This is a genomic window from Kitasatospora sp. NPDC001175, from assembly GCF_053598215.1.
In genome coordinates, this window is sequence record NZ_JBSFJU010000024.1 from 38,544 (window position 1) to 62,355 (window position 23,812).

The following is a 23,812-nucleotide window of genomic DNA, read 5'->3' on the forward strand; positions in this document are numbered from 1 at the left end:
GAGGACGCCGAGGAGGACAGTGCGGGCAGCATGGTCCGCCCGTACACCATCACCCGGGGCCGCACCGCGCCCGAGCGTGACGACTTCAGCCTGATCACCGTGCTGACGACCGTGCAGGACCCCAGGGACGAGCACGGTGTGCCATTACGGCCCGGGCGGCGCGCGCTCCAGCCCGAGCACCGGGCGATCCTCGCCTTCTGCGGCCACCCGAGCGCGGTCGCCGAGGTCGCCGCGGAGCTCGACCTGCCGGTGTCGGTGACCAAGATCCTGCTGGCGGATCTGGTCGCCCAGGGCCTGCTGCTGGCCCGCGCCCCGCTGTCGGTGGCGCGGGCCGCGGGCGGCCCCGACCTCGGCCTGCTGGCCGCCGTCCGTGAAGGACTCCGGAGACTCTGAGACAGTGGGATGACAGCGAAATGACGAGCAGTCAGGCGGCTCCCGCCGCCGTCAAGATCCTGATCGCCGGGGGTTTCGGCGTCGGCAAGACCACCATGGTGGGCGCGGTCAGCGAGGTCGCGCCGCTGCGCACCGAGGAGTACCTGACCCGGGCCAGCATCGGCGTGGACGACCTGGCCGGGGTCGACCAGAAGGACACCACCACCGTCGCGCTGGACTTCGGCCGGATCACGGTCAGTTCGGAGCTGGTGGTCTACCTCTTCGGCACCCCCGGCCAGGAGCGCTTCTGGTTCATGTGGAACGACCTGGTCAACGGCGCACTCGGTGGGGTGGTCATCGCCGACACCCGCCGGCTGGAGAGCAGTTTCGCCTCGATCGACTTCTTCGAGAGCCGGGGCATCCCGTTCGTGGTCGCGATCAACTGCTTCCACGGCCAGAACACCCGTAGCGCGGCCGAGATCAGGGATGCGCTGGACCTCGACCCGCAGGTCCCGCTGCTGGTCGGCGACGTCCGGGAGCGGCCGTTCGGGCGGGACGCGCTGCTGGCCCTGGTCGACCACTTGATGAGCCTGCCGGCCGAGGTCGAGCCCGTACCGGCGGGCTGACCCCTCGACCCGGCCCTCGGCAACACCCCCTGGAGGCGCCCGAGATGGCATCATCCCTGCGTGTTCTGGTCCACGGCGGCGGCATCGGCGGGCTCAGCCTCGCCATCGCGCTGGCCCGCCGCGGGCACACTGTCGAAGTCGCCGAGCTGCGGGCGGAGTTGGACGCGCTCGGCGTCGGCATCGTCCAGCCGTCCAACGCGCTGCACGTGATGCGGGAGCTCGGTGTGCTGGAGCAGTGCCTGGAGGCCGGCTTCGAGTGGGAGGTGCTGACCGTCTGCGACCCGGCCGGGAACACCCTGGCCGGGATCCCGCAGCCCCGGATGGGCGGTGTCCCCGCGAACAACGGGATACCGCGGCCCGCGCTCGCCGGGGTGCTCGGCCGGGCCGCCGCCGAGACGGGTGTCCGGATCCGCTTCGGCACCACCATCGCCGAACTGGCCGACGACGGCTCGGGCGTGGACGCCGTTCTCTCCGACGGCTCGAAGGGCCGCTGGGACTTGGTGGCCGGCTTCGACGGCATCGGCTCGCCGCTGCGCCGCCGCCTGTACGGGGAGCGGTTCCGCCCCGAGTACACCGGCTTCGCCAACTGGCGGGTCACCGTGCCCCGGCAGCCCGAGGTGCGGGGCGTGGTGATGAGCACCGGCAACCCGGCGGCGAAGGCGCTGCTCACCCCGATCACCGGTGAACTCATGTACCTGGGCGCGGTGTCCGCCGAGGCCGAGGGCTTCAGGTCGGACCCGGAACGCGCCCACGAGCAGCTCGCCGAGCGGCTTGCCGGCTTCGGCGGACCGGTCGCCGAGGCACTCGCCCAGGTGACCGACCCGCGCGCCGTGGTGTACTCGCGGATCTCCCAGGTGACCGTGGACGCGCCTTGGCACGTCGGCCGGGTGGTGCTGGCCGGTGACGCCGCGCACGCCTCCACCCCGCACCTCGCGCAGGGGGCGGCGATGGCGGTCGAGGACGCCCTGGTGCTCGCGCAGTCGCTGGACGCGGTGGACGGGGTGCCGGCCGCGCTGGCCGCCTGGGAGGAGCGGCGGCGGCCGCGGGCCATGTGGGTGCAGAACATGTCGCGTGCGGTGCTCAAGCAGGAGACCGGCGCCCCCACCACCCCGGAGGAGGACGAGCTCCTCAAGGTCGGCGTGCCGGGCGCGGCCCACGTGCTGGTTCAGCCGTACTGACGGGGTACTCGCGAGCGTCCTGGAAGGTCAACCTAGGCTGCGACTGCACGTGCCTCCATCAGGTAAGTCGCGTGTCGGGATTGAAGGTGTCGGCTACGTTGAACGCGCACGCCTGATGCCAACTGGTGCTACAAGGAGGCGAGTTCGGCAGCTCGTCGAGCGAGTTCGGGGGCGCCGGGGATTCCTCGCCTGCCGTAAATGGCTCGTCGCCCCGCCAGCGTCTGGACTCCGTAGCCAACTTCATGGCGTCGCGTGCCGTCGTCACCGGGCGCATCCCGCTCAACGGCGGCTCGCAGCGACGGCCCCTCGTACACGTCGGCGACGTCGGCGCAGTTCTCGCCGGCGTCCTGCAGAGCAACCTGACCCGGGCGTGGAACGTCGGCAGCGACCAGGAGAACCACACCATCGGCGACATCGCCGAGACCTGGGCTGCCACCTGCCCGTCACCGAGCAGATCGCGGCCCGGCAGCTGTCCCTGCCCTGCTACCCGGCGATGACCAGCGCCGACGTGCAGCGCGTCATCGACGCGATCCACGCCATCTGGTCCTGATCCCCGGCGTGCTGGGCCGACTGTCAGATCACCGGCGGCCGGCCCAGTCGCGTCATCCGCCACACGGTGCTCCACCGCATCGGACGGCGCGGGGGACAGGGCGTCCGCACACCCTCGAAGAACCCGGACCACCACGCCTTGAGCCCCGACAGCGGGGGACGGCGAACCAACGTGTACAGCGCCCAGGAGGTGAGGTAGATCGGCACCAGGACGGCGGGCAGGTGACGCTTCGCCAGCCACACCCGGTTCCGCGCCGTCATCCGGTAGTAGGTGGCGTGACGGGCCGGGTCGGTGCGCGGGTGCTGGAGCACCATGTCGGCCCGGTAGTGGATGTCCCACCCGGCGTCGAGCGCGCGCCAGGCGAAGTCCGTCTCCTCATGCGCGTAGAAGAACGGTGCCGGGAAGTCGCCGACCTGGTCGATCACGCTCATGCGGATGGCGTGGCCGCCCCCCAGGAAGGTGGTCACCTCACCCGACAGCAGTGGGTCCGAGGCGCCGAAGCGAGGAACGTGCCGACGCTGAGTGAACCCTGTCTCGTCCGCGATCCGGAAGCTCACCACCCCAAGGCGCGGGTCCTGCTCGAACGCCTCCCGGATCAGCTGGAAGGTGTCGGCCCGGGGAAGCAGGCCGTCGTCATCCAGGACCACCAGGACGTCGGCACCGCCGAGTTCGCGCAGTCGCTGCACACCGGCGTTCCGGCCACCGGGAATACCGAGGTTCTCCGGCAGTTCCACGGTGTCCACCCACGCCGGCAGCTCCGGGAGCTTCACCCCCTGCCCGAGCACCACGGCCTTGACGCTCTCGCCTTCCTGGGCCGCCACCGACTCCAGGAGCACACGCAGCTCCTTCTGCCGGTCGCCCATCGTCAGCACCACCACGCCCAGCGTGACGCCCATCGCACCCGACCCCATCGAGGAACCCTTCATGATCTCGCCGACACCGGAAACCGAGGACGTGCCGCTGCACGTACTCGCCGAGACCGGACAGCTCCCGGACCACCAGTACATGGACCAGCGCACCCTGACCTGGATCGCCGGCAACCGGCCCGTCGGCCCGCGTGTTCCGGCCACGATGCCACACTGCCCTGCCCGGCTGGCGCCCGACGACTCCTGGTTCGCCAGCCCGGCCGTGATCGACTCCATCGACGGCGCCCGACACAACGCCCGTGCCAGCCTCCTGATCCAGTTGCTCGCCCGGCATCACGGTCTCGGCCACGATCACGCCTTGGCTCTCGCCGCTGCCGCAGCCCGGCATGACAGCCGACGCCTTCACGACCGTGACGATCCGGGTCACGGCAAACGCGCCGCACACTGGCTCACCAGCAACCTCGACACCGTGGCCGGCGCGCCCGATTCCCGATACGACCCTCACTCCCGCAACTTGACCCTCAACACCGTCTCGGCGTTCGGCGGAAACGGTCGTGCGCGGAGTGCGAAGCCCAACAGCAGGCCCAGCAAGCCGAGTTGTCCGAGATGATCGATGCGGTTCGCGAGCCGGCACGCGCTGGGGTGCACCGGGCGGAATGGGCCCGGAGATTCCCCGGGGGCCCACCACACCACGAGCGAGGCGACCTGGCACTGACCGAGGCCGGGCAAGGTCCTCCGCACGACCGGCTCCGTCCCGGTGGCTTCCCGTGCCACCGGGACGGAGCCGTTGCATGGCGGTCCTGTCGTGGTCGGCACCGGACACGTACGCTTCCAGCAGGGTCGGCAGCTGGAGGGGCGATGGCAGTGGAAGGACGGGCCGGGAGCCGGACCAGTCGCCTGGAGACCAGGCTGGTGCGGCGGGGGTTCACCGATCCCGAGGTGGCCGTGAGGCTGCTCGCGGAGCCGGCCCTGAACGGCCTGGCGGCTGACCCGGTACTGCTGGACGCGCTCGGTGCCGCGCCCGACCCCGACCTCGCGCTGCTGGGACTCGCCCGCCTGCTGGAGGCCCTGGACGAGCCCGAGCGGCACACCCTGCGGGACACCCTCACCGGCTCAAAGCCGCTGCGCGACCGCCTGCTCGGCGTACTCGGTGCCTCCGCCGCGCTCGGCGACCACCTGGCCCGCCACCCCCGCGACTGGCACGCGCTGGTCACCTTCGAGCTGCGTGACATCCATCCGGGCCCGCAGGACTTCCTGCGCCAACTCTCCGACCGCGTCTGGCGGAGCGGCGCCGCGAACGGCGCCGGCCGGGCCGACGCCCTGCGCACCGCCTACCGCCGCTGCCTGCTCGCCATCGCCGCCCGCGACCTCAGCCGCACCACCGACCTGCCGCAGGCCAGCGCCGAACTCGCCGACCTGGCCGGGGCGACCCTGCAGACCGCGCTGGACATCGCAGCCGAGGAGGACCCGCAGGCCGCCCGGGCCTGCCGGCTCGCCGTGATCGGGATGGGCAAGTGCGGCGGCCGCGAGCTCAACTACGTCTCCGACGTGGACGTGATCTTCGTTGCCGACCCCCGTGAGGGAGTGGACGAGCACCGGGCGCTGCAGGCCGCCACCAGGCTCGCCGCCCGGATGATGCGGCTGTGCTCCGACACCACCGGCGAGGGCAGCATCTGGCCGGTGGACGCCAACCTCCGCCCCGAGGGCCGCAACGGGCCACTGGTCCGCACCCTGGCCAGCCACCTCGCCTACTACCAGCGCTGGGCCAAGACCTGGGAGTTCCAGGCCCTGCTCAAGGCCCGCCCGGTCGCCGGGGACACCGAACTCGGCGCCGCCTACGCCGCGGCCACCGCACCGCTGGTCTGGCAGGCCGCCGGGCGGGAGAACTTCGTCGCCGACGTCCAGCAGATGCGCCGCAGGGTGCTCGACTCCATTCCCGCCACAGAGCTGGACCGGCAGCTCAAGCTCGGCCCCGGCGGCCTGCGCGACGTGGAGTTCGCCGTCCAACTGCTGCAGCTGGTGCACGGCCGCACCGACGACGGCCTGCGCAGCGGCAACACCCTGGAGGCCCTGGCCGCCCTCAGCGCCGGCGGCTACGTCGGCCGGGCCGACGCCGTCTCGCTGGACACCGCCTACCGGTTCCTGCGCGCACTGGAGCACCGCATCCAGCTGTACCGGCTGCGCCGCACCCATCTGATGCCCACCGACGAGCGCGACCTGCGCCGGCTGGCCCGCTCGCTCGCCCACCTGATCAACGACGACACCCGCGCCGACCCGGTCGCCGCGCTGCAACGCGAGTGGAAGCGCCACACGGTCGAGGTGCGCCGGCTGCACGAGAAGCTGTTCTACCGGCCGCTGCTGGACGCCGTCGCCGAACTACCCGCCGAAGCCGCCCGGCTCAGCCCCGAGGCCGCCAAGGCCCGGCTGGCCGCCCTCGGCTACGCCGACCCCACCACCGCGCTGCGCCACCTCACCGCGCTGGCCGCCGGGGTCAGCCGCAAGGCCGCCATCCAGCGCACCCTGCTGCCCGTGCTGCTGGGCTGGTTCGCCGACTCCGCCGACCCGGACGCCGGCCTGCTCAACTTCCGCCAGGTCTCCGACGCACTCGGCCGCACCCCCTGGTACCTGCGGCTGCTGCGGGACGAGAGCGGCGCGGCCGAGCAGCTCGCCCGGGTGCTCTCCGCCGGGCGGCTCGCCCCGGACCTGCTGCTGCGCGCCCCCGAGGCGGTCGCCATGCTCGGCGATCCCCAGGGGCTCGTTCCGCGTGGACGGGCCGCGCTGGAGTCGGAGGTGCTGGCCGGAGTCGGCCGGGCCGCCGACGCCGAGGCCGGGGTCGCCTCCGCCCGGTCGGTCCGGCGGCGGGAACTGTTCCGGACCGCCGCCGCCGATGTGCTCGGGCGGTTCTCGGACGACCCGGGCGAGGCAGTGGACGCCGCCGGGGAGGCGCTGACTGCGCTGAACGCCGCCACCCTGCAGGGTGCGCTCCGCGCATGCGTCGCCGAGTGGGAGTCCGAGCACGGGGAGCTGCCCACCCGGCTGGCGGTGATCGCCATGGGCCGCTTCGGCGGGCACGAACTCGGCTACGGCTCCGACGCGGACGTGCTGTTCGTCCACGACCCGCTGCTCGACGTCCTGGAGCACGACGCCGCCCGGGCCGCCCAGGCCGTCTGCCACCGGCTGCGCACCCTGCTCGCCGCCCCTTCCACCGAGCCCCCGCTGCTGGTCGACGCCGACCTGCGGCCAGAGGGCCGCACCGGTCCGCTGGTGCGCACCCTCGCCTCGTACGAGGCCTACTACCGGCGCTGGTCGCACGCCTGGGAGAGCCAGGCGCTGCTGCGGGCCGAGCCGGTCGCGGGCGACCTGGAGCTGGGGGCGAGTTTCCAGCGGCTGATCGACTCGCTGCGCTACCCCGGGACGGGCGTACCCGAGAAGGACCTGCTGGAGATCCGGCGGATCAAGGCCAGGATCGAGTCCGAACGTCTGCCGCGCGGTGCCGACCCGACCACCCACACCAAGATCGGGCGGGGCGGGCTGGCGGACGTGGAGTGGACGGTGCAACTGCTCCAGCTGCAGCACGGGCACGAGCTGCCGGAACTGCGGACCACGCGGACCCGGCAGGCGCTGGCGGCCGCGGCCGCGGCCGGGCTGGTCGCCGGGCGGGACGCGGCGGTGCTCGACGCGGCCTGGGTGCTGGCCTCGCGGGTGCGCGGCGCCGTCATGCTGGTCCGCGGCCGGGCGGGGGACAGCTTCCCCGTCGACGGCCGAGAACTGGCCGGGGTGGCCCGTTACCTCGGCTACGGCTCGGGGCACACGGGGGAGATGGTCGACGACTACCGCCGTACGACGCGGCGGGCCCGCTCGGTCGTGGAGAAGCTGTTCTACGGCCCGTGAGAACGAAACCGTCCGGGGGTGAGGGGGAGTCCCCTCACCCCCGGACGGTGTGCTGTCCGAGGTCCGTGCGTCAGCGGCGCGAGGCGCCGACCGGTGCCGTCCACTGGGCGGGGACGGTGACCGGCTCGTCGGGCGCGGGCTCGTGCGGAGTGCGGGGGAGCCGGTAGGCCCACTGGTGGTAGATCAGCCGGGCGGCGAGGAAGCCGACGGCCAGGCAGATCTCGCCGCAGACCGCGTCCATCCAGAAGTGGTTGGCGGTCGAGACGATCACCATCAGCGTGGTCAGCGGATAGAGCAGGCCGAGCAGCCGGACCCAGAGCGGCCTGGCCAGGAAGAAGATCGCCAGCCCGCACCACATCGACCAGCCGATGTGCATCGAGGGCATCGCCGCGTACTGGTTGGAGACGTGGGCTCCGGCCCCGGAGGCCATCGAGCCCCAGGTTTGGTGCACCTTGACGGTGTCGATGAAGCCGCCGCCGTCCATCAGCCGGGGCGGGGCGAGCGGGAAGAAGTAGAACCCGACCAGCGCGATACCGGTGGTGACGAACAGTACGCTCCGCGCCGCCGCGTAGCGGCCCGGATGCGAGCGGTACAGCCACACCAGCACGCCGATGGTGATGATGAAGTGCAGCGTCGCGTAGTAGTAGTTCATCCCGACGATGAGCCAGGTGACCGAGTTCACGGCGTGGTTGATCGAGTGCTCGACCGCGATGCCGAGGTGCTGCTCGAAGTGCCAGATCCAGCTCGCGTGCTTCTGCGCGACCGCCTCCTGCTCGGGGACGGCGTTGCGGACCAGGGAGTAGATCCAGTAGCTGAGGCCGATCAGCGCCAGCTCGAAGAAGACCCGGGGACGCGACGGATTCCGGCGCTGCTCGTGGATGCGAAGGCGGAGCGCGGCGCTTCGCGTCCGGGCGGCGCGGGAGGCTCCGTCCGGCGTCGGAACCGAAGGGACCGCGCCATCGACGGAACCTGCACCACTGGCCGCCTCGGCGTGTTCGATGCCGGCTGTACGGATCTCGGTCGGTTCCCCCATGGACGAGAAGTCTGCCAGACGTCCTGTGGTCGTCTGCTCATCCTGCGGTAGTGGATTCTTCACCAGCTGTCCCCCCGAGGGGGTAGGGGGTGGGTACCGGAGGTGGGCATGGGGTCCATTGTGACTCGCACCCGAACGACCCTGCGACCCGCCCCCCGGGTAGCGGAAGAGGCCCTGGGGGAGCAGGCGAGGAGGCACCCGGAAGCAGGGCGAGGAGGCCTCGGGGGAGGGCCGGGGAGTGGGGCGGGGGAGGCCCGTCGGCTGTCAGGCGCGACGGGCCACCGTCCCCGCACGCGGGCCTGGCTGTCCCTCACCCACAGGCCCGCGTGGTGCCGGCGCACAGCGGGGCACTCGTGACTCTGACCCGCGCGCAACGGTTCGGTCAAGAGATCTCTTGCAGGTTTTACAAGATCTTGCTGAAAGACCTTGCAGTCGCTAGCGTCCACGCCACTCAATGACGACCAGCTGCCTCAAGGGAGAGCCGCAGTGGCCGAAACACCGCTTCGCCGCCCACGGAGCACCATCCTCGCCCGCAGACCCGGTAGAGCCGCCGCACTGCTGGCAGCCCCGCTACTGACCACCTCGCTGGTGGCCGCGACGCTTGGCTCGGCCGCCCCGGTGGCCGCCGCCGCCCGGCCCGCCCCGCCCTCCGACGCCGCCCTCGCCGCCACGGCCAAGCGGCACGACCTGACCCGCGAGCAGTTCTACTTCGTACTCCCGGACCGCTTCGCCAACGGCGACCCCGGCAACGACACCGGCGGCATCACGGGTTCGCGGATGGAGAACGGCCTCGATCCCACGGACAAGGGCTTCTTCCACGGCGGTGACCTCAAGGGGGTGATCGACAAGCTCGACTACATCCAGGACCTGGGCACCACCGCCATCTGGCTGGCCCCGATCTTCAAGAACAAGCCGGTCCAGGGCACGGGAGACGCCGCCTCAGCGGGCTACCACGGCTACTGGATCACCGACTTCACCCAGGTCGACCCGCACTTCGGCACCAACGCCCAGCTGGCGGAGCTGATCCGCAAGGCGCACGCCAGGGGTATCAAGGTCTTCTTCGACGTCATCACCAACCACACCGCGGACGTCATCGACTACGCCGAGGGGAGGCACGACTACCGCTCCACCGGCGCCTATCCGACCCTGGACGCCGACGGCAACCCGGTCGACGAGACCGCCCTGGCCGACTCGGGCGCGCCCTGGCCGAAGCTCACCGCCTCCTCCTTCCCCTACACCCCGGTCTTCCGCAACGCGGCCGATGCCAAGGCCAAGTCCCCGGCCTGGCTGAACGATCCGTCGCTCTACCACAACCGAGGCGACTCGACCTTCGCCGGGGAGTCCGCCACCGAGGGCGACTTCAGCGGCCTGGACGACCTGGACACCCAGAACCCCAAGGTGGTCGAGGGGTTCAAGAAGATCTACGAGAACTGGGTCAGACAGACCGGCGTGGACGGCTTCCGGATCGACACCGTGAAGCACGTCGACATGGCCTTCTGGCAGAACTGGGCGCCCGCACTCAAGCAGTACGCCGCCCAGCAGGGGAAGAAGAACTTCTTCATGTTCGGCGAGGTCTACTCCGGCGACCCCTCGGTCACCGCGCCGTACGTCACCAAGGGCAAGCTGCAGGCCGCCCTGGACTTCCCGTTCCAGCAGGCCGCGCGGAGCTACGTCTCGCGCAGCGGCTCGGCCAAGGCGCTCTCCTCGGTGTACGGGCAGGACTACCGCTACACCACAGCCGACACCGACGCGTACGAGCTGCCGACCTTCCTCGGCAACCACGACATGGGCCGCTTCGGGTCCTTCCTGCAGAGCGACAACCCGGGCGCGAGCCAGGACGAGCTGCTCGCCAAGGACCGGCTCGCCAACCAGCTGATGTTCCTGACCCGCGGCCAGCCGGTCGTCTACTACGGCGACGAGCAGGGCATGACGGGCGCGGGCGGCGACAAGGACGCCCGGCAGGACATGTTCGCCTCCAAGGTCGCCTCGTACAACGGCGACAACGTGATCGGCGGCAGCAGCGGACCGGCCGACCGGTACGGCCGCGACGTGCCGCTCTACCAGGAGATATCCGCGCTGGCACAGCTGCGGAAGGCCAACTCGGCGCTGGCCGACGGCGCGCAGGTCGAGCGGTACGCCGCCGACGGCCCGGGGGTGTACGCCTTCTCGCGGATCGACGCCGGGCAGCAGGTCGAGTACGTCGTCGCGGTCAACAACTCGACCGAGGCGAAGACCGTCACCCTGGACACCTTCTCCGCGGGGATGGACTTCGACCGGATCTACCCGACGGCCGGCGCCAGGACCACCAGCGGTGCGGACCGCCGGATCACCGTCACGGTGCCGCCGTTGTCCTCGACCGTCTACAAGGCGGCGGGCAGGCTGGCGAAGACGGCCGCGGCGCCCCAGCTCACCCTGCGGACGCCGGCCCAGGGCTCGACCGGCACGGTCACGGTCGGCGCCGAGGTGCCGGGCGGCGGCTTCAACCGGGTCTCCTTCGCCGCGCAGATCGGCAACGGCCCCTGGCAGGTCCTCGGCACCGCCGACAACGGCACGTACCAGGTCACCCAGGACCTCGGTACCGTCGCGCCGGGGACGCAGGTGCGGTACAAGGCAGTGGTGCAGACATCCAGCGGACAACTGCGCTCCGCCACCGGGAGCTTCACCACCGGCACCCCCGACCCCAAGCCGGTGCCGACCGCGACCTCGCGCCCGTACGCGGTGGTGCACTACCAGCGCAAGGACGGGAACTACGACGGCTGGAACCTCTACGCGTGGGGCGACCTCGCCGACGGCGAGGCCACCGACTGGCCCGCCGGGCACGGCTTCACCGGCCGAGACGCCTACGGGGCCTTCGCCTACGTCAAGTTGAAGAGCGGTGCCTCGGACCTCGGCTTCATCGTCGAGAACAACGGCACCAAGGACGTCGAGGCCGACCGGCACATCGACCTCTCCAGCACCGGTGAGGTCTGGCTGAAGGAGGGCGACCCCACCGTCCGGACCAGCAACCCCGGGCCGGTGGACACCGTGCCCGCCGACACCGCAGTGATCCACTACCACCGGGCGGACGGCAACTACGACGGCTGGGGCCTGCACGACTGGACGGGCGCCGCCAAGCCCACCGACTGGGGCAGCCCGCTGCAGCCCGCCCGCCGGGACGCCTTCGGCGACGTCTTCGAGGTGCCGCTGGCGGCCGGGGCCACCAGCCTCAGCTACATCCTGCACAACGGCAACGACAAGGACCTGCCGGCCGACCAGTCGCTGGACTTCGCCACCAGCGGTCGCGAGGTGTGGATCCTCGGCGGGCAGCAGGGCTATCTGCTGCCGCAGTCCACGGGCGACTCGGCGCAGCTGGACCTCGGCACCGCCAAGGCCCAGTGGATCGACGCCAGGACCGTGGTGGTCCCGGCCGGCTTCGGCGCCGGCGACGGCCAGTTGGCCGGCGGGACCAGTGCCCAGCTGATCTACGACCCCGAGGGCGGCCTGCGGATCGACAAGGGCGTGCTCGACAAGCCGGGCCACTGGATCCGGCTCGACCCCGGCACGCTCACCGGAGCCCAGAAGGCCAAGTACCCGCATCTGGCCGGCTACCGGGCCTTCACGGTGGACGCCCGGGACGCGGGTCGGATCACCGCCGCGCTGCGAGCCCAGACGGCGTTCACCGAACACCTGCCGAACGGAGCGCTGTCGGCCGCCACCGGGGTGCAACTCCCGGGCGTGCTGGACGACCTGTACGCGGCGAAGGCCGCCAAGGCCGAGCTCGGACCGGTCTACCGGGACGGCAAGGTCACCCTCTCGCTCTGGGCGCCGACCGCCACCCAGGTCTCGGTCCAGCTCTTCGACCGGGCGAGTGGCGGCACGCCGAAGACCGTACCGCTGCGGCGGGACGAGGCGAGCGGGGTCTGGTCGCTCAGCCGCAGTACCCGTGAACTGGACGGGAAGTACTACCTGTACCAGGTCGCGGTGTGGGCGCCGAGCGTCCAGCAGCGGGTGACCAACACCGTAACCGACCCGTACTCGGTGGCGCTCTCCACCGACTCCAGGCGCAGCCTGGTCACCGATCTGGCGGCCGGGCGCAACAAGCCGAAGGGCTGGGACCAGCACCGCAACCCGGCCGGTATCCCGGCGGTCAAGCAGCAGATCCAGGAGCTGCACGTCCGCGACTTCTCGGTGGCCGACACCACCGTGCCGGCGGCCGAGCGCGGCACCTACCTGGCCTTCACCGAGTCGCAGTCGGCCGGCATGAAGCACCTGCGCGAGCTGGCCAAGGCCGGCATCACCACCGTCCACCTGCTGCCGACCTTCGACATCGCCACCATCCCGGAGAACCGCGCCGACCAGAAGCTGCCCGCCTGCGACCTCAAGTCGCTGCCGCCGGACAGCGAGAAGCAGCAGGAGTGCGTGGCGGCCGTGCAGGCCGGCGACGCCTACAACTGGGGCTACGACCCGCTGCACTACAACGTCCCCGAGGGCTCGTACGCCACCGATCCGGACGGACCTGCGCGGACCGTGCAGTTCCGGCAGATGGTGCAGGCGATGCACGAGGCGGGCCTGCGGGTGGTGCTGGACGTGGTCTACAACCACACCGCCGCCGCAGGACAGGCCGACCACTCGGTGCTGGACAAGGTGGTGCCCGGCTACTACCAGCGGCTCGACGCCAACGGGAAGGTGACGGCGGACAGTTGCTGCGCCGACACCGCGCCCGAACACGCCATGATGAACAGGCTGGTGGTCGACTCGGTGATGCTGTGGGCCAAGCAGTACCGGGTGGACGGCTTCCGGTTCGACTTGATGGGTCTGGACCCCAAGTCCACCATGCTGGACGTGCAGTCGGCACTGCGATCGCTGACCAGGGCCAAGGACGGAGTGGAGGGGAAGGACGTCTTCCTCTACGGCGAGGGCTGGAACTTCGGGACCGTCGCCGACAACTCCCGCTTCGTGCAGGCCACTCAGCAGAACATGGCGGGGACCGGCATCGCCACCTTCAACGACCGGATCCGCGACGCCGGGCGCGGGGGCAACTTCATGCTCTCCTCCGCTCCCCAGCAGGGCTTCGCCTCCGGGCTGTTCACCGACCCGAACGGTTCGGCGGACAACGGCACCCCGGAGCAGCAGAAGGCCCGGCTGTTGCACCAGATGGACCAGATCAAGGTCGGCCTGACCGGGAACCTGGCCGGCTACTCCTTCACCGACAGTTCGGGAAAGCCCGTCACCGGCGCGGGAGTCGACTACAACGGTTCGCCGACCGGCTACGCCGCCAACCCGGGCGAGGCGGTCGAGTACCTGGACGCGCACGACAACACCGACCTGTTCGACGCGCTCGCCTACAAGCTGCCCGTCACCGCCTCGCCCGCCGACCGGGCCAGGATGCAGGCGCTCGGCCTCTCGCTCACCGCGCTGGCCCAGGGCCCGGGCTTCGCGCAGGCCGGCAGCGACCTGCTGCGGTCCAAATCGCTGGATTCCAACTCGTACGACTCCGGTGACTGGTTCAACTCGATCTCGTGGGACTGCAAGCAGGGCAACGGCTGGGGACGCGGCCTGCCGATGGCCGCGGACAACAAGTCGATGTGGCCCGCCGCCAAGGCGCTGCTGGCCGATCCGAGGCTGACGGTCGGCTGCGCCGAGATGACGGCGAGCAGCGCGCTGTACCAGCAGTTCCTGCGGATCAGGCAGTCCTCGCCGCTGTTCGCGCTGGCGAGCGGGGCCCAGGTGCAGCGCAGGCTGTCCTTCCCGCTCTCCGGTACCCCGGGCGAGGCGCCCGGTGTGATCACCATGCACCTGGACGGGACCGGGCTGAGCGGCGCGGAGAAGGGCATCACGGTGGTCTTCAACGCCACGCCGACCGACCAGAAGCAGACCGTGTCCGCGCTGGCCGGAACCGGGCAGCGGCTGCATCCCGTACAGGCGACCGGAGTTGACCAGGTAGTCAAGCGGTCCGCCTTCGATCCGGCGACCGGTACCTTCACGGTGCCCGCCCGGACGGTCGCGGTCTTCGTGCAGAGCTGACCCCGTCCGGAGCCGGCGCACCGCCGGACCCAGAGGTCCCGCCGACCCGGCGGGGCCTCTGCCGTATCTGGCCGAAAACGAACCCTGTGCCGCCTCAAGGGGTGACAGCGACAGGTTCGTCGGCGCTGCCGCGGCCCGCTGGCCGGGGACCGCGGGTCTACGCGCGCTGCTCGTGCTGTGGTCGGGCAATGCGCTGGCGTGATGACATTCATATGCAGAAATAGCTTTGGTCAAGCCTGAGTTGACACTGCCTCGGCTTTGCGGTGTCGGGGGTGGTTATTGGCCAATTGCTGGCATGCATCTGTCACCGGTGGCGCCTTTGCTGCCACGATTCCCCCGGCTGCAGATGAGGAGGGTCCCCCACCCCCGGGTGCGGCTGTTCCAGCGCAGGCACAGAGCTATCGGCTCCATCTCCTGAACCGCGCCCCTCACTGCAACGCACCCTGCCGCGAACCGCGGTGGGGCCCCCACTGCGCCGCAAACCTGCGGCCAGGTTTCTCTCCACCGTTCGTGACCCCGCGACCGGTCGGATAAGGAGTCCGCATGTCCCGTTACAGGCACGCCCGGGTGAGTCTGGCCGCACTCGCGGCCACAACCGCCCTGCTGGTCACCGGAATTCCGGTGATCGCCCAGGCCTCGCCGAGTCCCTCGGCCGGTGGTGCGGCCCCGCAGGCGGCCACCAACCGGGCCCAGCTGTTCGCCGACGCGAACCGGACCCTCGCAGCGACGGCGCAGTCGCTGGGTCTCGGCAGCCAGGAGAAGCTGGTGGTCAAGGACGCGATGCGGGACGCCGACGGCACCCGGCACACCCGCTACGAGCGCACCTACGGCGGACTTCCGGTGCTCGGTGGCGACCTGGTCGTGCACCAGACGGCGGCCGGGGCGACCAAGGGCGTGGACCGCGCCTCCACCGCCTCGCTGAACGGCCTGAGCACCAGCCCCAAGCTGGCCGCGCCCAAGGCACAGGCCGCCGCCCTCGCGACGGAGGCCGGCTCGAAGGTCGAGACCGCGCCCCGCCTGGTGGTCTTCGCCGCCAAGGGCACCCCGAAGCTGGCCTGGGAGACGGTGGTCTCCGGCAAGCAGAAGGACGGCACCCCGAGCCGGCTGCATGTGGTCACGGACGCCACCACCGGCGAGGTGCTCTCCAAGGTCGAGGGCATCGAGACCGGCACCGGCCAGGGTGTCTTCGTCGGCAACGTCAACATCGGCACCACGCTGTCGGGTTCGACGTACCAGATGAAGGACAACACCCGCGGTGGGATGTACACCACCAACATGAACAACGGCACCTCCGGCAACGGCACGCTGTTCACCAAGTCCACCGACACCTGGGGCAACGGCCAGGTCAGCAACAAGGAGTCGGCCGCCGTCGACGCCCACTACGGCGTGGCCGCGACCTGGGACTTCTACAAGAACACCTTCGGCCGCAACGGCATCCGCAACGACGGCGTCGGCGCCTACAGCCGGGTGCACTACGACACCGGCTACGTCAACGCGTTCTGGGACGACTCCTGCTTCTGCATGACCTACGGCGACGGCCAGGGCGACACCCACCCGCTGACGGAGATCGACGTGGCCGGCCACGAGATGAGCCACGGCGTCACCGCGGCCACCGCGAACCTCAACTACTCGGGCGAGTCCGGCGGTCTGAACGAGGCCACCTCGGACATCATGGGCACGATGGTGGAGTTCTACGCCAACCTGCCCTCGGACACCCCGGACTACCTGATCGGCGAGCTGATCAACATCAACGGCGACGGCACGCCGCTCCGCTACATGGACAAGCCCTCCAAGGACGGGCAGTCGGCCGACTCCTGGTACTCGGGCGTCGGCAACCTGGACGTGCACTACTCGTCCGGCATCGCCAACCACTTCTTCTACCTGCTGGCCGAGGGCAGCGGCGCCAAGGTGATCAACGGCGTCAGCTACAACTCCCCGACGGTGAACAACATCACCGTCACCGGCATCGGCCGGGACAAGGCGGCGGCGATCTGGTACCGGGCGCTGACCACCTACATGACCTCCACCACCGACTACGCGGCCGCCCGCACCGCCACTCTCAGCGCGGCCACCGACCTGTACGGCGCGGGCAGCACCGAGTACAACCAGGTCGCCACCGCCTGGGCCGGAGTCAACGTCGGCTCGCTGCCGAGCGGCGGTGTCACCGTCACCAGCCCGGGCAACCAGAGCACCGCGCTGAACGCCTCGGTCAACCTGCAGGTCAAGGCCACCGGCGGCACCGGCGCGCTGACCTACTCGGCCACCGGCCTGCCGACCGGCCTGTCGATCAGCTCCAGCGGTCTGATCACCGGCACCGCGACGGCCGCGGGCACCTACAACGTGACCGTGACCGCCAAGGACTCCTCGGGCAAGAGCGGTTCGGCCAGCTTCACCTGGACGGTCAGCGGTGGTGGTGGCGGCGGCTGCACCCCGGCCCAGCTGCTCGGCAACCCCGGCTTCGAGAGCGGCAGTTCGTCCTGGACCGCCTCCAGCGGCGTGGTCGACAACAGCTCGAGCGAGGCCGCCCACAGCGGCTCGTACAAGGCCTGGCTGGACGGCTACGGCTCCAGCCACACCGACAGCCTCTCGCAGACCGTGACCATCCCGGCGGGCTGCAAGGCCACCCTCAGCTTCTGGCTGCACATCGACACGGCGGAGTCCGGCTCGACCGCGTACGACAAGCTCGCCGTGCAGGTGAACGGCACCACGCTGAAGACCTACAGCAACGCGGACGCCGCCGCCGGCTACCAGCAGCGCACCTTCGACCTCTCGGCCTACGCGGGCCAGACGGTCACCCTGAAGTTCACCGGCACCGAGGACTCCTCGCTGCAGACGAGCTTCGTGATCGACGACACCTCGGTCCAGACCGGCTGACGCCGATCCGGTGAGTGCGTGACGGGCCCGGCGGCTTCGGCCGTCGGGCCCTGCCGCGTTGTCGGGGTCAGGAGCCGCTCGGGCGCGGGACGGGAGGGGCGTCGGCGGTCGGCTGCGCCGAAGCCCGGAGGTTCCAGCGGGGGTCGCGGGCCAGGGCGGTGAGCTGGTCCGGGCTGATCGGCGGCTTGGCGCGGACGGTGCTCGCCGCCTCGTCGGCGGTCCCGCCGGAGCCGTTGTAGAAGCGGATCCGAAGTTCGCTGCCGTCCGGCCGGACCAGGTCGACGTTCTCGTAGTACATGCCGTTGCCGTAGGCGGGGGAGACCATGGACCACCCGTTGGTGCCGTCGGGGAAGCTGACGGTGTTGCACCTCACCGGCTCGGCCCCGAACGGTCGATGTGCTCCGCCGTCGAGCAGCGGCTGGCACGGCGGCGCTACCGGTTCGGCCGGGCTGGAGTTCAGGTACACCTCGACCTCAACCGGGCTGAGGCCGTCGTCGTACCGGGCCGTGAGGCTCGCGGAACGGCCCGGATCCTCTTCCCTGCCCGGGAGGAAGTCCGTGACCTTCCCCTTGGGCAGCAGTTCGGTGAGGACCTTGAGCAGCCCGCCGCTGGTGACGGGTAGGACGGCGCCGCTCGGCGCCGGCCGGGCCGGGGCAGAACCGGTCGCCGTGGGGCCGGCGACGGAGGCGGGCGGAGCGGCGGCCGGCCGGAGGCCGAAGGCGGCACCGGTACCGGCCACCGCGACGACCGCGACGGCAGCGGCGGCGGTCTGCAGTCGGCGGCGCCGGCGCAGCCTGCGGCCCCGGCGGTTCGCCTCGTCGAGGATGGCGGAGACAGGGGGGGACAGGCCGACCACGCTCTCTTCGAGCATGCGGCTCAGGTCGTGCTCAAGGTCCATGGCCGGGTTCCTTGGTGTCGGTAGTCGGGGGAAGGTCGGGCACAGGGAGAGGCGGAGTCAGCCGCACAGGAACAGCTCGCGGTCGTTTCCGAGGATCTCCCGCAGCTTGGCGAGCGAACGGGTGTTGAGACTCTTCACCGCGCTGTTGGACATGCCGAGCATCTCCGCCACGGCCTCGATGCTGTGGTCCTCCAGGTAGCGCAGGACGACTACGGCCCGGTTGCGCGGGGGCAGCTGGGCGAGCGCGGCGGTCAGCGTGACCCGCAGGTCGCTGCCGCCGTCCTGGGCGGCCCAGGACTCCGGCAGCTCGGCGGTGACCACCTCGGTGGAGCGCCGCAGCCGCTGCTGGGAGAGGTAGGTGCGCAGCAGCACCTTCCGGGCGTAGGCGTCCAGTCCGGGCTCGTCCCGGCCGCGCCGGAGCCGGCCCCAGGCCGAGTACATCTTCGCCAGGGTGGTCTGCACCAGGTCCTGCGCCTGATGCCAGTCACCGCACATCAGGTACGCGACCTGAAAGAGTCGGCGAGTCCTGGTGCCCGCGAACTCCTCGAAGCCGAGCGCCTTGTCCATCCGGTCCGTCCCCCGCACATCCGGTGCCGTTGTCCTGCGCCCTTGCCGGCGCCATCGGTACTAGATGCGCCGACGCGGCGTTAGGTCTCACGCCGTCCGCCGGGGATATCGAACTGTTGCGCGCGTGCGCCTTGACGCACCGTTGACATGACCATAAGTTCGGCGCCACTGAAAGTTTCCTGCAAGTTTCAGAATGTTTGCAGCCACCACCCGGCCCACCCCGCCGGGCACCGCAGGTCCCCCACCCTGCCCCTTGGAGACAACGTGGTCACCACACCCCCCACCCGAGCGCGCGTCCGCGCGCTCGGCGCGATGGGCGCCGCCTGTGGGCTGGCGCTCTCGCTCTGCACCGCCTTCACTTCCGCCCCCACCGCCCAGGCGGCCCCGCCGAGCGGCAAGGACGTCACGGCCACCCTGTTCGAGTGGCGCTTCGACTCGGTCGCCAAGGCGTGCACGGACACCCTCGGCCCGAAGGGATACGGCTTCGTCGAGGTCTCCCCGCCGCAGGAGCACATTCAGGGTCCGCAGTGGTGGACCTCGTACCAGCCGGTCAGCTACCAGATCGCAGGGCGGCTCGGCGACCGCGCCTCGTTCCAGGCCATGGTGAACACCTGCCACGCGGCGGGCGTCAAGGTGATCGCCGACTCGGTGATCAACCACATGACGGCGGGCTCCGGCACCGGCACCGGCGGCACGGTGTACACCAAGTACAACTACCCCGGCTACTACCAGGACCAGGACTTCCACACCTGCCGGCAGCCGATCACCAACTACAACGACCGCTCCAACGTGCAGAACTGCGAGCTGGTCAACCTCGCCGACCTGGACACCGGCAGCGCCTACGTCCAGCAGACCATCGCCCGCTACCTGGACGATCTGGCCTCGCTCGGCGTGGACGGGTACCGGATCGACGCCGCCAAGCACATCGCCGCCACCGACCTCGCCGCCATCAAGGCCAAGATGGCCAACCCCAATGCCTACTGGGTGCAGGAGGTCATCTACGGTGCGGGCGAGCCGATCCAGCCCTCCGAGTACCTCGGCACCGGGGACGTGGACGAGTTCCGCTCCGGCACCTGGCTGAAGAGCGCCTTCGACGGCGGCCGGATAGCCGACCTGGCCAACTGGGGCTCCGGACTGCTGCCGAGTGGTCAGGCCCGCACCTTCGTCGACAACTGGGACACCGAGCGCAACGGCTCCACCCTCAACTACCGCTACGGCAACAGCTACACGCTGGCCAACGTCTTCATGCTGGCCTACCCCTACGGCTCGCCCAACGTCTACTCCGGCTACTCCTTCTCCGGCAACGACGACGGCCCGCCCAACGGCGGCACCGTCAACGCCTGCTACCAGGACGGCTGGAACTGCACCCACGCCTGGCCGCAGATCGCCAACATGGTCGGCTTCCGCAACGCCGTCTCCGGCACCGCGCTGACCGACTGGTGGTCCAACGGCAGCAACGCGATCGCCTTCGGCCGAGGCGACAAGGGCTATGTGGTGATCAACCACGAGAGCGGGCCGATCACCCAGACCTTCCACACCTCGTTGCCCGCCGGGACGTACTGCGACGTCGAGCACGGCGACCCGAGCGGCGGCTGCACCGGCCGGACGTACACGGTCGGCTCGGACGGGACCTTCTCGGCCACGGTCGGCGCGGGCGACTCGGTCGCGCTCCACGTCGGTGCCCCCGGCGCGCCCGCCCCGGCCGGCGGCGCCTCCTTCGCGGTGAACGCCACCACGGTGCCCGGCCAGAACATCTACGTGACCGGGGACGGCGCCGCCCTCGGCAGCTGGGACACCGACAAGGCCCTGCCGCTCTCCTCGGCGGGCTACCCGGTCTGGACGCTCGACGTCCCGATGGCCGCCGGTACCTCCTTCCAGTACAAGTACATCCGCAAGGACGGGAGCGGCACGGTCACCTGGGAGAGCGGAGCCAACCGCACCGCCGTGGTGCCGCCCACCGGCCGGACCACGCTGAACGACACCTGGCGCAACTGACCGCCCGGCCGCGGCGTGGCCACCGCCGGGGTGGTCACGGCCGTAGCGGCGAAACCGCTCGAAGGAGTGCTCCTCGCGCGTCGGAGCGCGGGGGTGGTGCGGGGGCGCTGGCAGCATCGGCCGGGTGACCACGACGCCCACCGTTCTCGAGCTCCAGCTGTACGGCGGCCGCTGGGACGGACACCGGAAGCGGGTCCGCTCGGCGGCGCCGCCGCCCTTGCTCCGGATGCTCCTGCGCGCCGAACTACCCGCCACCGAAGCCGGCGAGTACTGGCCCACCACCAGCGTCTACCGCCTGGAGGACAGCGCCGGCACCCGCTGCTACCGCCACTCGCACGACGAGTAGCCCGGGCGGCCGGTCCGGGCGCATGGCGTGGGGGGCGCCCCCGGAGACAAGGACTCAGCCCCGCCCGATGTACGGCATGGTGGTGGCCAGCACCGTGACGAACTGGACGTTGGCCTCCAGCGGGAGTTCGGCCATGTGGCGTACGGTGCGGGCGACGTCGGCCACGTCCATGGTCGGCTCGGGGGCGATCCGCCCGTCCGCCTGGCGCACCCCGGTACTCATCGCGGCGGTCATGTCGGTGGCCGCGTTCCCGATGTCGATCTGCCCGCAGGCGATCCGGTGCGGACGGCCGTCCAGGGAGAGCGACTTGGTGAGGCCGGTGACGGCGTGCTTGGTCGCGGTGTAGGCGATGCTCCGCGGCCGGGGGGCGTGCGCGGAGACCGAACCGTTGTTGATGATCCGTCCGCCCTGCGGAGTCTGCCGCTTCATCAGGCGGAACGCGGCCTGTGCACAGAGGAAGGCGCCGGTCAGGTTGAGGTCCACCACCGCCCGCCAGTCGGCGAGGGTGAGGTCCTCGAGCGGGACGGCGGCACCGAAGGCCCCGGCGTTGTTGAAGAGCAGGTCGACGCGGCCGAACCGCCGCTCGGCTGCGGCGAACAGCGCGTCCACGGCCTCGGCGTGGGTGACGTCGGTCGGTGCCACCAGGACCTGATCGGCGGGGAGCCCGGTCAGTTCGGCCGTCCCGCGCAGCGGCTCGGCCCGGCGCCCGGCGAGGACCAGCCGCCAGCCGCCCGCGGCGAGGTCGAGCGCCACGGCGCGGCCCACGCCGCTGCCCGCTCCGGTGATCACGGCGATCTGCTCGGACACTGCGCGACTCCTCGGGGGTGCGACGACCCCTCGATGATCGCTGATCGTCGCTGTGGAGTCACTGGTGCGAGCGTCCAAGTCCCGCGTCCGGAAGCGGGGCCCCGGTGGGACGACCGGGGCCAGCCGCCCGGACTCCGACACACCAGGTGCTGCGCCGTCCGGCTGGCCTTCGGCCACGGCCGCCGTCCCGTTCCCGCCCCGTACCGGTCGGCTGTGCCCGCGAGGTCCACCTCCGCCGCGTGATGGTGGTCACGGGGCGTCGGCCACCCGCCCGGCGGCGCCGCGACGACCACTTCCGCGTCCCGTAACGGTCGGTCGTAAGCAGCCGTTACAGCTGGTCGAACGGCCCGTCACGGCACGTTGAGGAGCCCCCGCCGAACGGCGGGGCCCATGCCCCGGCGAACGTCCGGTAAACGAATGGTATGGCCGGGCCAGGCAACCGCAGGCCGTCGTAGTCGCGTCATAGGATCACAGCACGGCGCGCCGCTCCACAGGGAGCAGGGGCGCCGTGCTGAGGTCGGGAGGAGTGTTTCCCGGCAGCACCAGTCTCTCCGGTGATGCCGGAACACCGCTCGCGACCTCCTCAGCGGCCCCACCCCGGGGCCACCCGCCCGGATCCGCCCGGCCGGGCGTCATATCGGTCGGAGAGTTTTCACCGTGCAGCCGCAGCAGCCGCAGTCGCACTCGCACTCGCAGCCCACCCGCACCCGTGCCGTCCTCGCCGGTGTCACCGTGCTCGCACTGTCCGCCGCCCTGGCGGCCTGTGGCAGTGACGGCAAGCCGGCTGCCGACACGAAGCCGGGCAACACCACGACCGCCAGTCCCGCCGCCGCGACCAGCGCGCCGCCGAAGGACGGCAAGGTCATCATGCCGACCGGCCCGGCCACCGACCTCAAGAAGTCCCGGGACACCAAGGCCGGCCCGATCTTCATGACCAAGCTGGCGGGCAAGAAGTCCGGGGTCACCGCGGAGGTCTGGGTCTGGCTGCCGCCGCAGTACAACGACCCGAAGTACGCCAAGTACGGCTTCCCGGTGCTCACCCTCTACGCGGGCGGCCAGAGCAACGGCTACAACACCTGGACGGACAACCAGCTGCCGATCCAGGAGATCGACGCCGACCTCGTCAAGCAGCAGAAGGCGCACCCGTTCATCATGATCATGCCGGTGCAGAACCTGACCGGTGACGAGAAGCGGGCCTTCGACTGCAGCGACATCCCGGGCCAGCCGAAGATGGGCACCTGGATGTCCGAGGACATCCCGGACTTCGTCCGCGCCAACTTCCGTACCCTGAAGGGCCGCGACAGCTGGGGCCTGATGGGCGCCTCCACCGGCGCGTTCTGCAGCGCCAAGCTGGCGATGCAGCACCCCGACATCTACAAGGCCGCCGTGCCGATCGACGGCTACTGGGACCCGGACTCGCTGCTCTGGAAGGGCCACGAGGCCGAGCGCCTCGCCAACAGCCCGGGCAAGCTGATCGCCACCAGCAAGGCCGACGTCCGAATGCTCGCCACCTCCGGCGGCGGCAGCGCCTACGAGGTCAACCTGGTCAAGTCCTGGGTCGCCAAGGCGGCCGCCCCGACCACCGTCGAGTACTACCAGCAGCCCAACGGCCAGCACCTCACCAAGGACTTCGCGAAGATGATCCCGATGACCCTGGAGTGGCTCACCAAGAACCTCGAAGGCCCCGCCACCGACGAGTGACAAACGGCCGGCACGGCCTCCCGGTGATTCCCGGGACGTCGGTGCTCGACTTCATCCGAGGGACCCGAACCGCGCGCCGGCCACTGTGCCGGCGCGCAGGCGTAT

16 protein-coding genes are annotated in these 23,812 nt (G+C 71.0%); 11 read left to right on the forward strand and 5 right to left on the reverse strand.

Translation table 11 applies throughout. The features are described 5' to 3' along the window. The first annotated feature begins 30 nt into the window (after positions 1–30). The 4 genes from ACWDAK_RS19125 to ACWDAK_RS19140 all read left to right on the forward strand — a co-directional run bounded on the left by ACWDAK_RS19125 (position 31) and on the right by ACWDAK_RS19140 (position 2,726). Positions 31–393 carry a DUF742 domain-containing protein gene (locus ACWDAK_RS19125; RefSeq protein WP_344634409.1) on the forward strand — a complete coding sequence of 121 codons (363 nt, stop codon included), beginning with the start codon at positions 31–33 and terminating at the stop codon, positions 391–393. Positions 394–413: 20 nt separating this feature from the next. Beyond that, on the forward strand, positions 414–998 hold the full coding sequence (locus ACWDAK_RS19130; protein ID WP_344634193.1) for a GTP-binding protein: 585 nt from the start codon (positions 414–416) through the stop codon (positions 996–998). A gap of 44 nt (positions 999–1,042) precedes the next feature. Next, positions 1,043–2,176, forward strand: a complete 1,134-nt coding sequence (locus ACWDAK_RS19135; RefSeq protein ID WP_427393665.1) for an FAD-dependent monooxygenase — start codon at positions 1,043–1,045, stop codon at positions 2,174–2,176. Between the two features lie 370 nt (positions 2,177–2,546). Further along, complete coding sequence (locus tag ACWDAK_RS19140; protein ID WP_344634191.1) at positions 2,547–2,726, forward strand: DegT/DnrJ/EryC1/StrS family aminotransferase; 180 nt, start codon at positions 2,547–2,549, stop codon at positions 2,724–2,726. Positions 2,727–2,749: 23 nt separating this feature from the next. On the opposite strand, the gene ACWDAK_RS19145 is transcribed toward ACWDAK_RS19140, so the two are convergent. Then, entirely contained in the window at positions 2,750–3,622 is an 873-nt protein-coding gene (locus ACWDAK_RS19145; protein WP_427393666.1) for a glycosyltransferase family 2 protein, read from the reverse strand. Here ACWDAK_RS19145 and ACWDAK_RS19150 point away from each other — a divergent pair. Both ACWDAK_RS19150 and ACWDAK_RS19155 read left to right on the forward strand, forming a co-directional pair. Further along, positions 3,612–4,202, forward strand: a complete 591-nt coding sequence (locus tag ACWDAK_RS19150) for a hypothetical protein (RefSeq protein WP_427393667.1) — start codon at positions 3,612–3,614, stop codon at positions 4,200–4,202. The two genes, ACWDAK_RS19145 and ACWDAK_RS19150, sit on opposite strands and share 11 nt — an antisense overlap. 248 nt (positions 4,203–4,450) lie before the next feature. Beyond that, positions 4,451–7,483 carry a bifunctional [glutamine synthetase] adenylyltransferase/[glutamine synthetase]-adenylyl-L-tyrosine phosphorylase gene (locus ACWDAK_RS19155; RefSeq protein WP_427393668.1) on the forward strand — a complete coding sequence of 1,011 codons (3,033 nt, stop codon included), beginning with the start codon at positions 4,451–4,453 and terminating at the stop codon, positions 7,481–7,483. A 70-nt stretch (positions 7,484–7,553) separates the two neighbouring features. Here the strand turns inward: ACWDAK_RS19155 and ACWDAK_RS19160 are convergent, their stop codons facing one another. After that, positions 7,554–8,516, reverse strand: a complete 963-nt coding sequence (locus tag ACWDAK_RS19160; protein ID WP_427393669.1) for a phosphatase PAP2 family protein — start codon at positions 8,514–8,516, stop codon at positions 7,554–7,556. A gap of 486 nt (positions 8,517–9,002) precedes the next feature. Between ACWDAK_RS19160 and pulA the strand changes: the two genes are divergently transcribed. Both pulA and ACWDAK_RS19170 read left to right on the forward strand, forming a co-directional pair. After that, positions 9,003–14,519 (forward strand): pullulanase-type alpha-1,6-glucosidase, encoded by a 5,517-nt coding sequence (gene pulA, locus ACWDAK_RS19165; protein WP_427393670.1) that lies wholly within the window; start codon positions 9,003–9,005, stop codon positions 14,517–14,519. Between the two features lie 543 nt (positions 14,520–15,062). Beyond that, positions 15,063–17,393 carry a M4 family metallopeptidase gene (locus tag ACWDAK_RS19170; RefSeq protein WP_344634186.1) on the forward strand — a complete coding sequence of 777 codons (2,331 nt, stop codon included), beginning with the start codon at positions 15,063–15,065 and terminating at the stop codon, positions 17,391–17,393. 67 nt (positions 17,394–17,460) lie between these two features. On the opposite strand, the gene ACWDAK_RS19175 is transcribed toward ACWDAK_RS19170, so the two are convergent. Next, entirely contained in the window at positions 17,461–18,291 is an 831-nt protein-coding gene (locus ACWDAK_RS19175; protein WP_344634185.1) for a hypothetical protein, read from the reverse strand. A gap of 57 nt (positions 18,292–18,348) precedes the next feature. Beyond that, on the reverse strand, positions 18,349–18,858 hold the full coding sequence (locus tag ACWDAK_RS19180; RefSeq protein WP_344634184.1) for a SigE family RNA polymerase sigma factor: 510 nt from the start codon (positions 18,856–18,858) through the stop codon (positions 18,349–18,351). Between the two features lie 312 nt (positions 18,859–19,170). Between ACWDAK_RS19180 and ACWDAK_RS19185 the strand changes: the two genes are divergently transcribed. After that, positions 19,171–20,853 carry a carbohydrate-binding module family 20 domain-containing protein gene (locus tag ACWDAK_RS19185; protein WP_427393691.1) on the forward strand — a complete coding sequence of 561 codons (1,683 nt, stop codon included), beginning with the start codon at positions 19,171–19,173 and terminating at the stop codon, positions 20,851–20,853. Positions 20,854–20,977: 124 nt separating this feature from the next. Further along, positions 20,978–21,199, forward strand: coding sequence for a hypothetical protein (locus ACWDAK_RS19190; RefSeq protein WP_344634183.1), 222 nt, complete (start codon positions 20,978–20,980; stop codon positions 21,197–21,199). Between the two features lie 54 nt (positions 21,200–21,253). Here the strand turns inward: ACWDAK_RS19190 and ACWDAK_RS19195 are convergent, their stop codons facing one another. After that, positions 21,254–22,006 carry an SDR family oxidoreductase gene (locus ACWDAK_RS19195; RefSeq protein WP_344634182.1) on the reverse strand — a complete coding sequence of 251 codons (753 nt, stop codon included), beginning with the start codon at positions 22,004–22,006 and terminating at the stop codon, positions 21,254–21,256. 657 nt (positions 22,007–22,663) lie between these two features. Between ACWDAK_RS19195 and ACWDAK_RS19200 the strand changes: the two genes are divergently transcribed. Then, positions 22,664–23,707 carry an alpha/beta hydrolase gene (locus tag ACWDAK_RS19200; protein ID WP_427393671.1) on the forward strand — a complete coding sequence of 348 codons (1,044 nt, stop codon included), beginning with the start codon at positions 22,664–22,666 and terminating at the stop codon, positions 23,705–23,707. Positions 23,708–23,812 lie beyond the last annotated feature (105 nt).

Bases quoted from the DNA above. Each gene is read 5' to 3' on its own strand.
- ACWDAK_RS19130 (WP_344634193.1), top strand. From the start codon at position 414: ATGACGAGCAGTCAGGCGGCTCCCGCCGCCGTCAAGATCCTGATCGCC.
- ACWDAK_RS19170 (WP_344634186.1), top strand. From the start codon at position 15,063: ATGTCCCGTTACAGGCACGCCCGGGTGAGTCTGGCCGCACTCGCGGCC.
- ACWDAK_RS19175 (WP_344634185.1), bottom strand. From the start codon at position 18,291: ATGGACCTTGAGCACGACCTGAGCCGCATGCTCGAAGAGAGCGTGGTC.
- ACWDAK_RS19180 (WP_344634184.1), bottom strand. From the start codon at position 18,858: ATGGACAAGGCGCTCGGCTTCGAGGAGTTCGCGGGCACCAGGACTCGC.
- ACWDAK_RS19135 (WP_427393665.1), top strand. From the start codon at position 1,043: ATGGCATCATCCCTGCGTGTTCTGGTCCACGGCGGCGGCATCGGCGGG.
- ACWDAK_RS19160 (WP_427393669.1), bottom strand. From the start codon at position 8,516: ATGGGGGAACCGACCGAGATCCGTACAGCCGGCATCGAACACGCCGAG.
- ACWDAK_RS19145 (WP_427393666.1), bottom strand. From the start codon at position 3,622: ATGGGCGTCACGCTGGGCGTGGTGGTGCTGACGATGGGCGACCGGCAG.
- ACWDAK_RS19155 (WP_427393668.1), top strand. From the start codon at position 4,451: ATGGCAGTGGAAGGACGGGCCGGGAGCCGGACCAGTCGCCTGGAGACC.
- ACWDAK_RS19185 (WP_427393691.1), top strand. From the start codon at position 19,171: ATGGGCGCCGCCTGTGGGCTGGCGCTCTCGCTCTGCACCGCCTTCACT.
- ACWDAK_RS19125 (WP_344634409.1), top strand. From the start codon at position 31: ATGGTCCGCCCGTACACCATCACCCGGGGCCGCACCGCGCCCGAGCGT.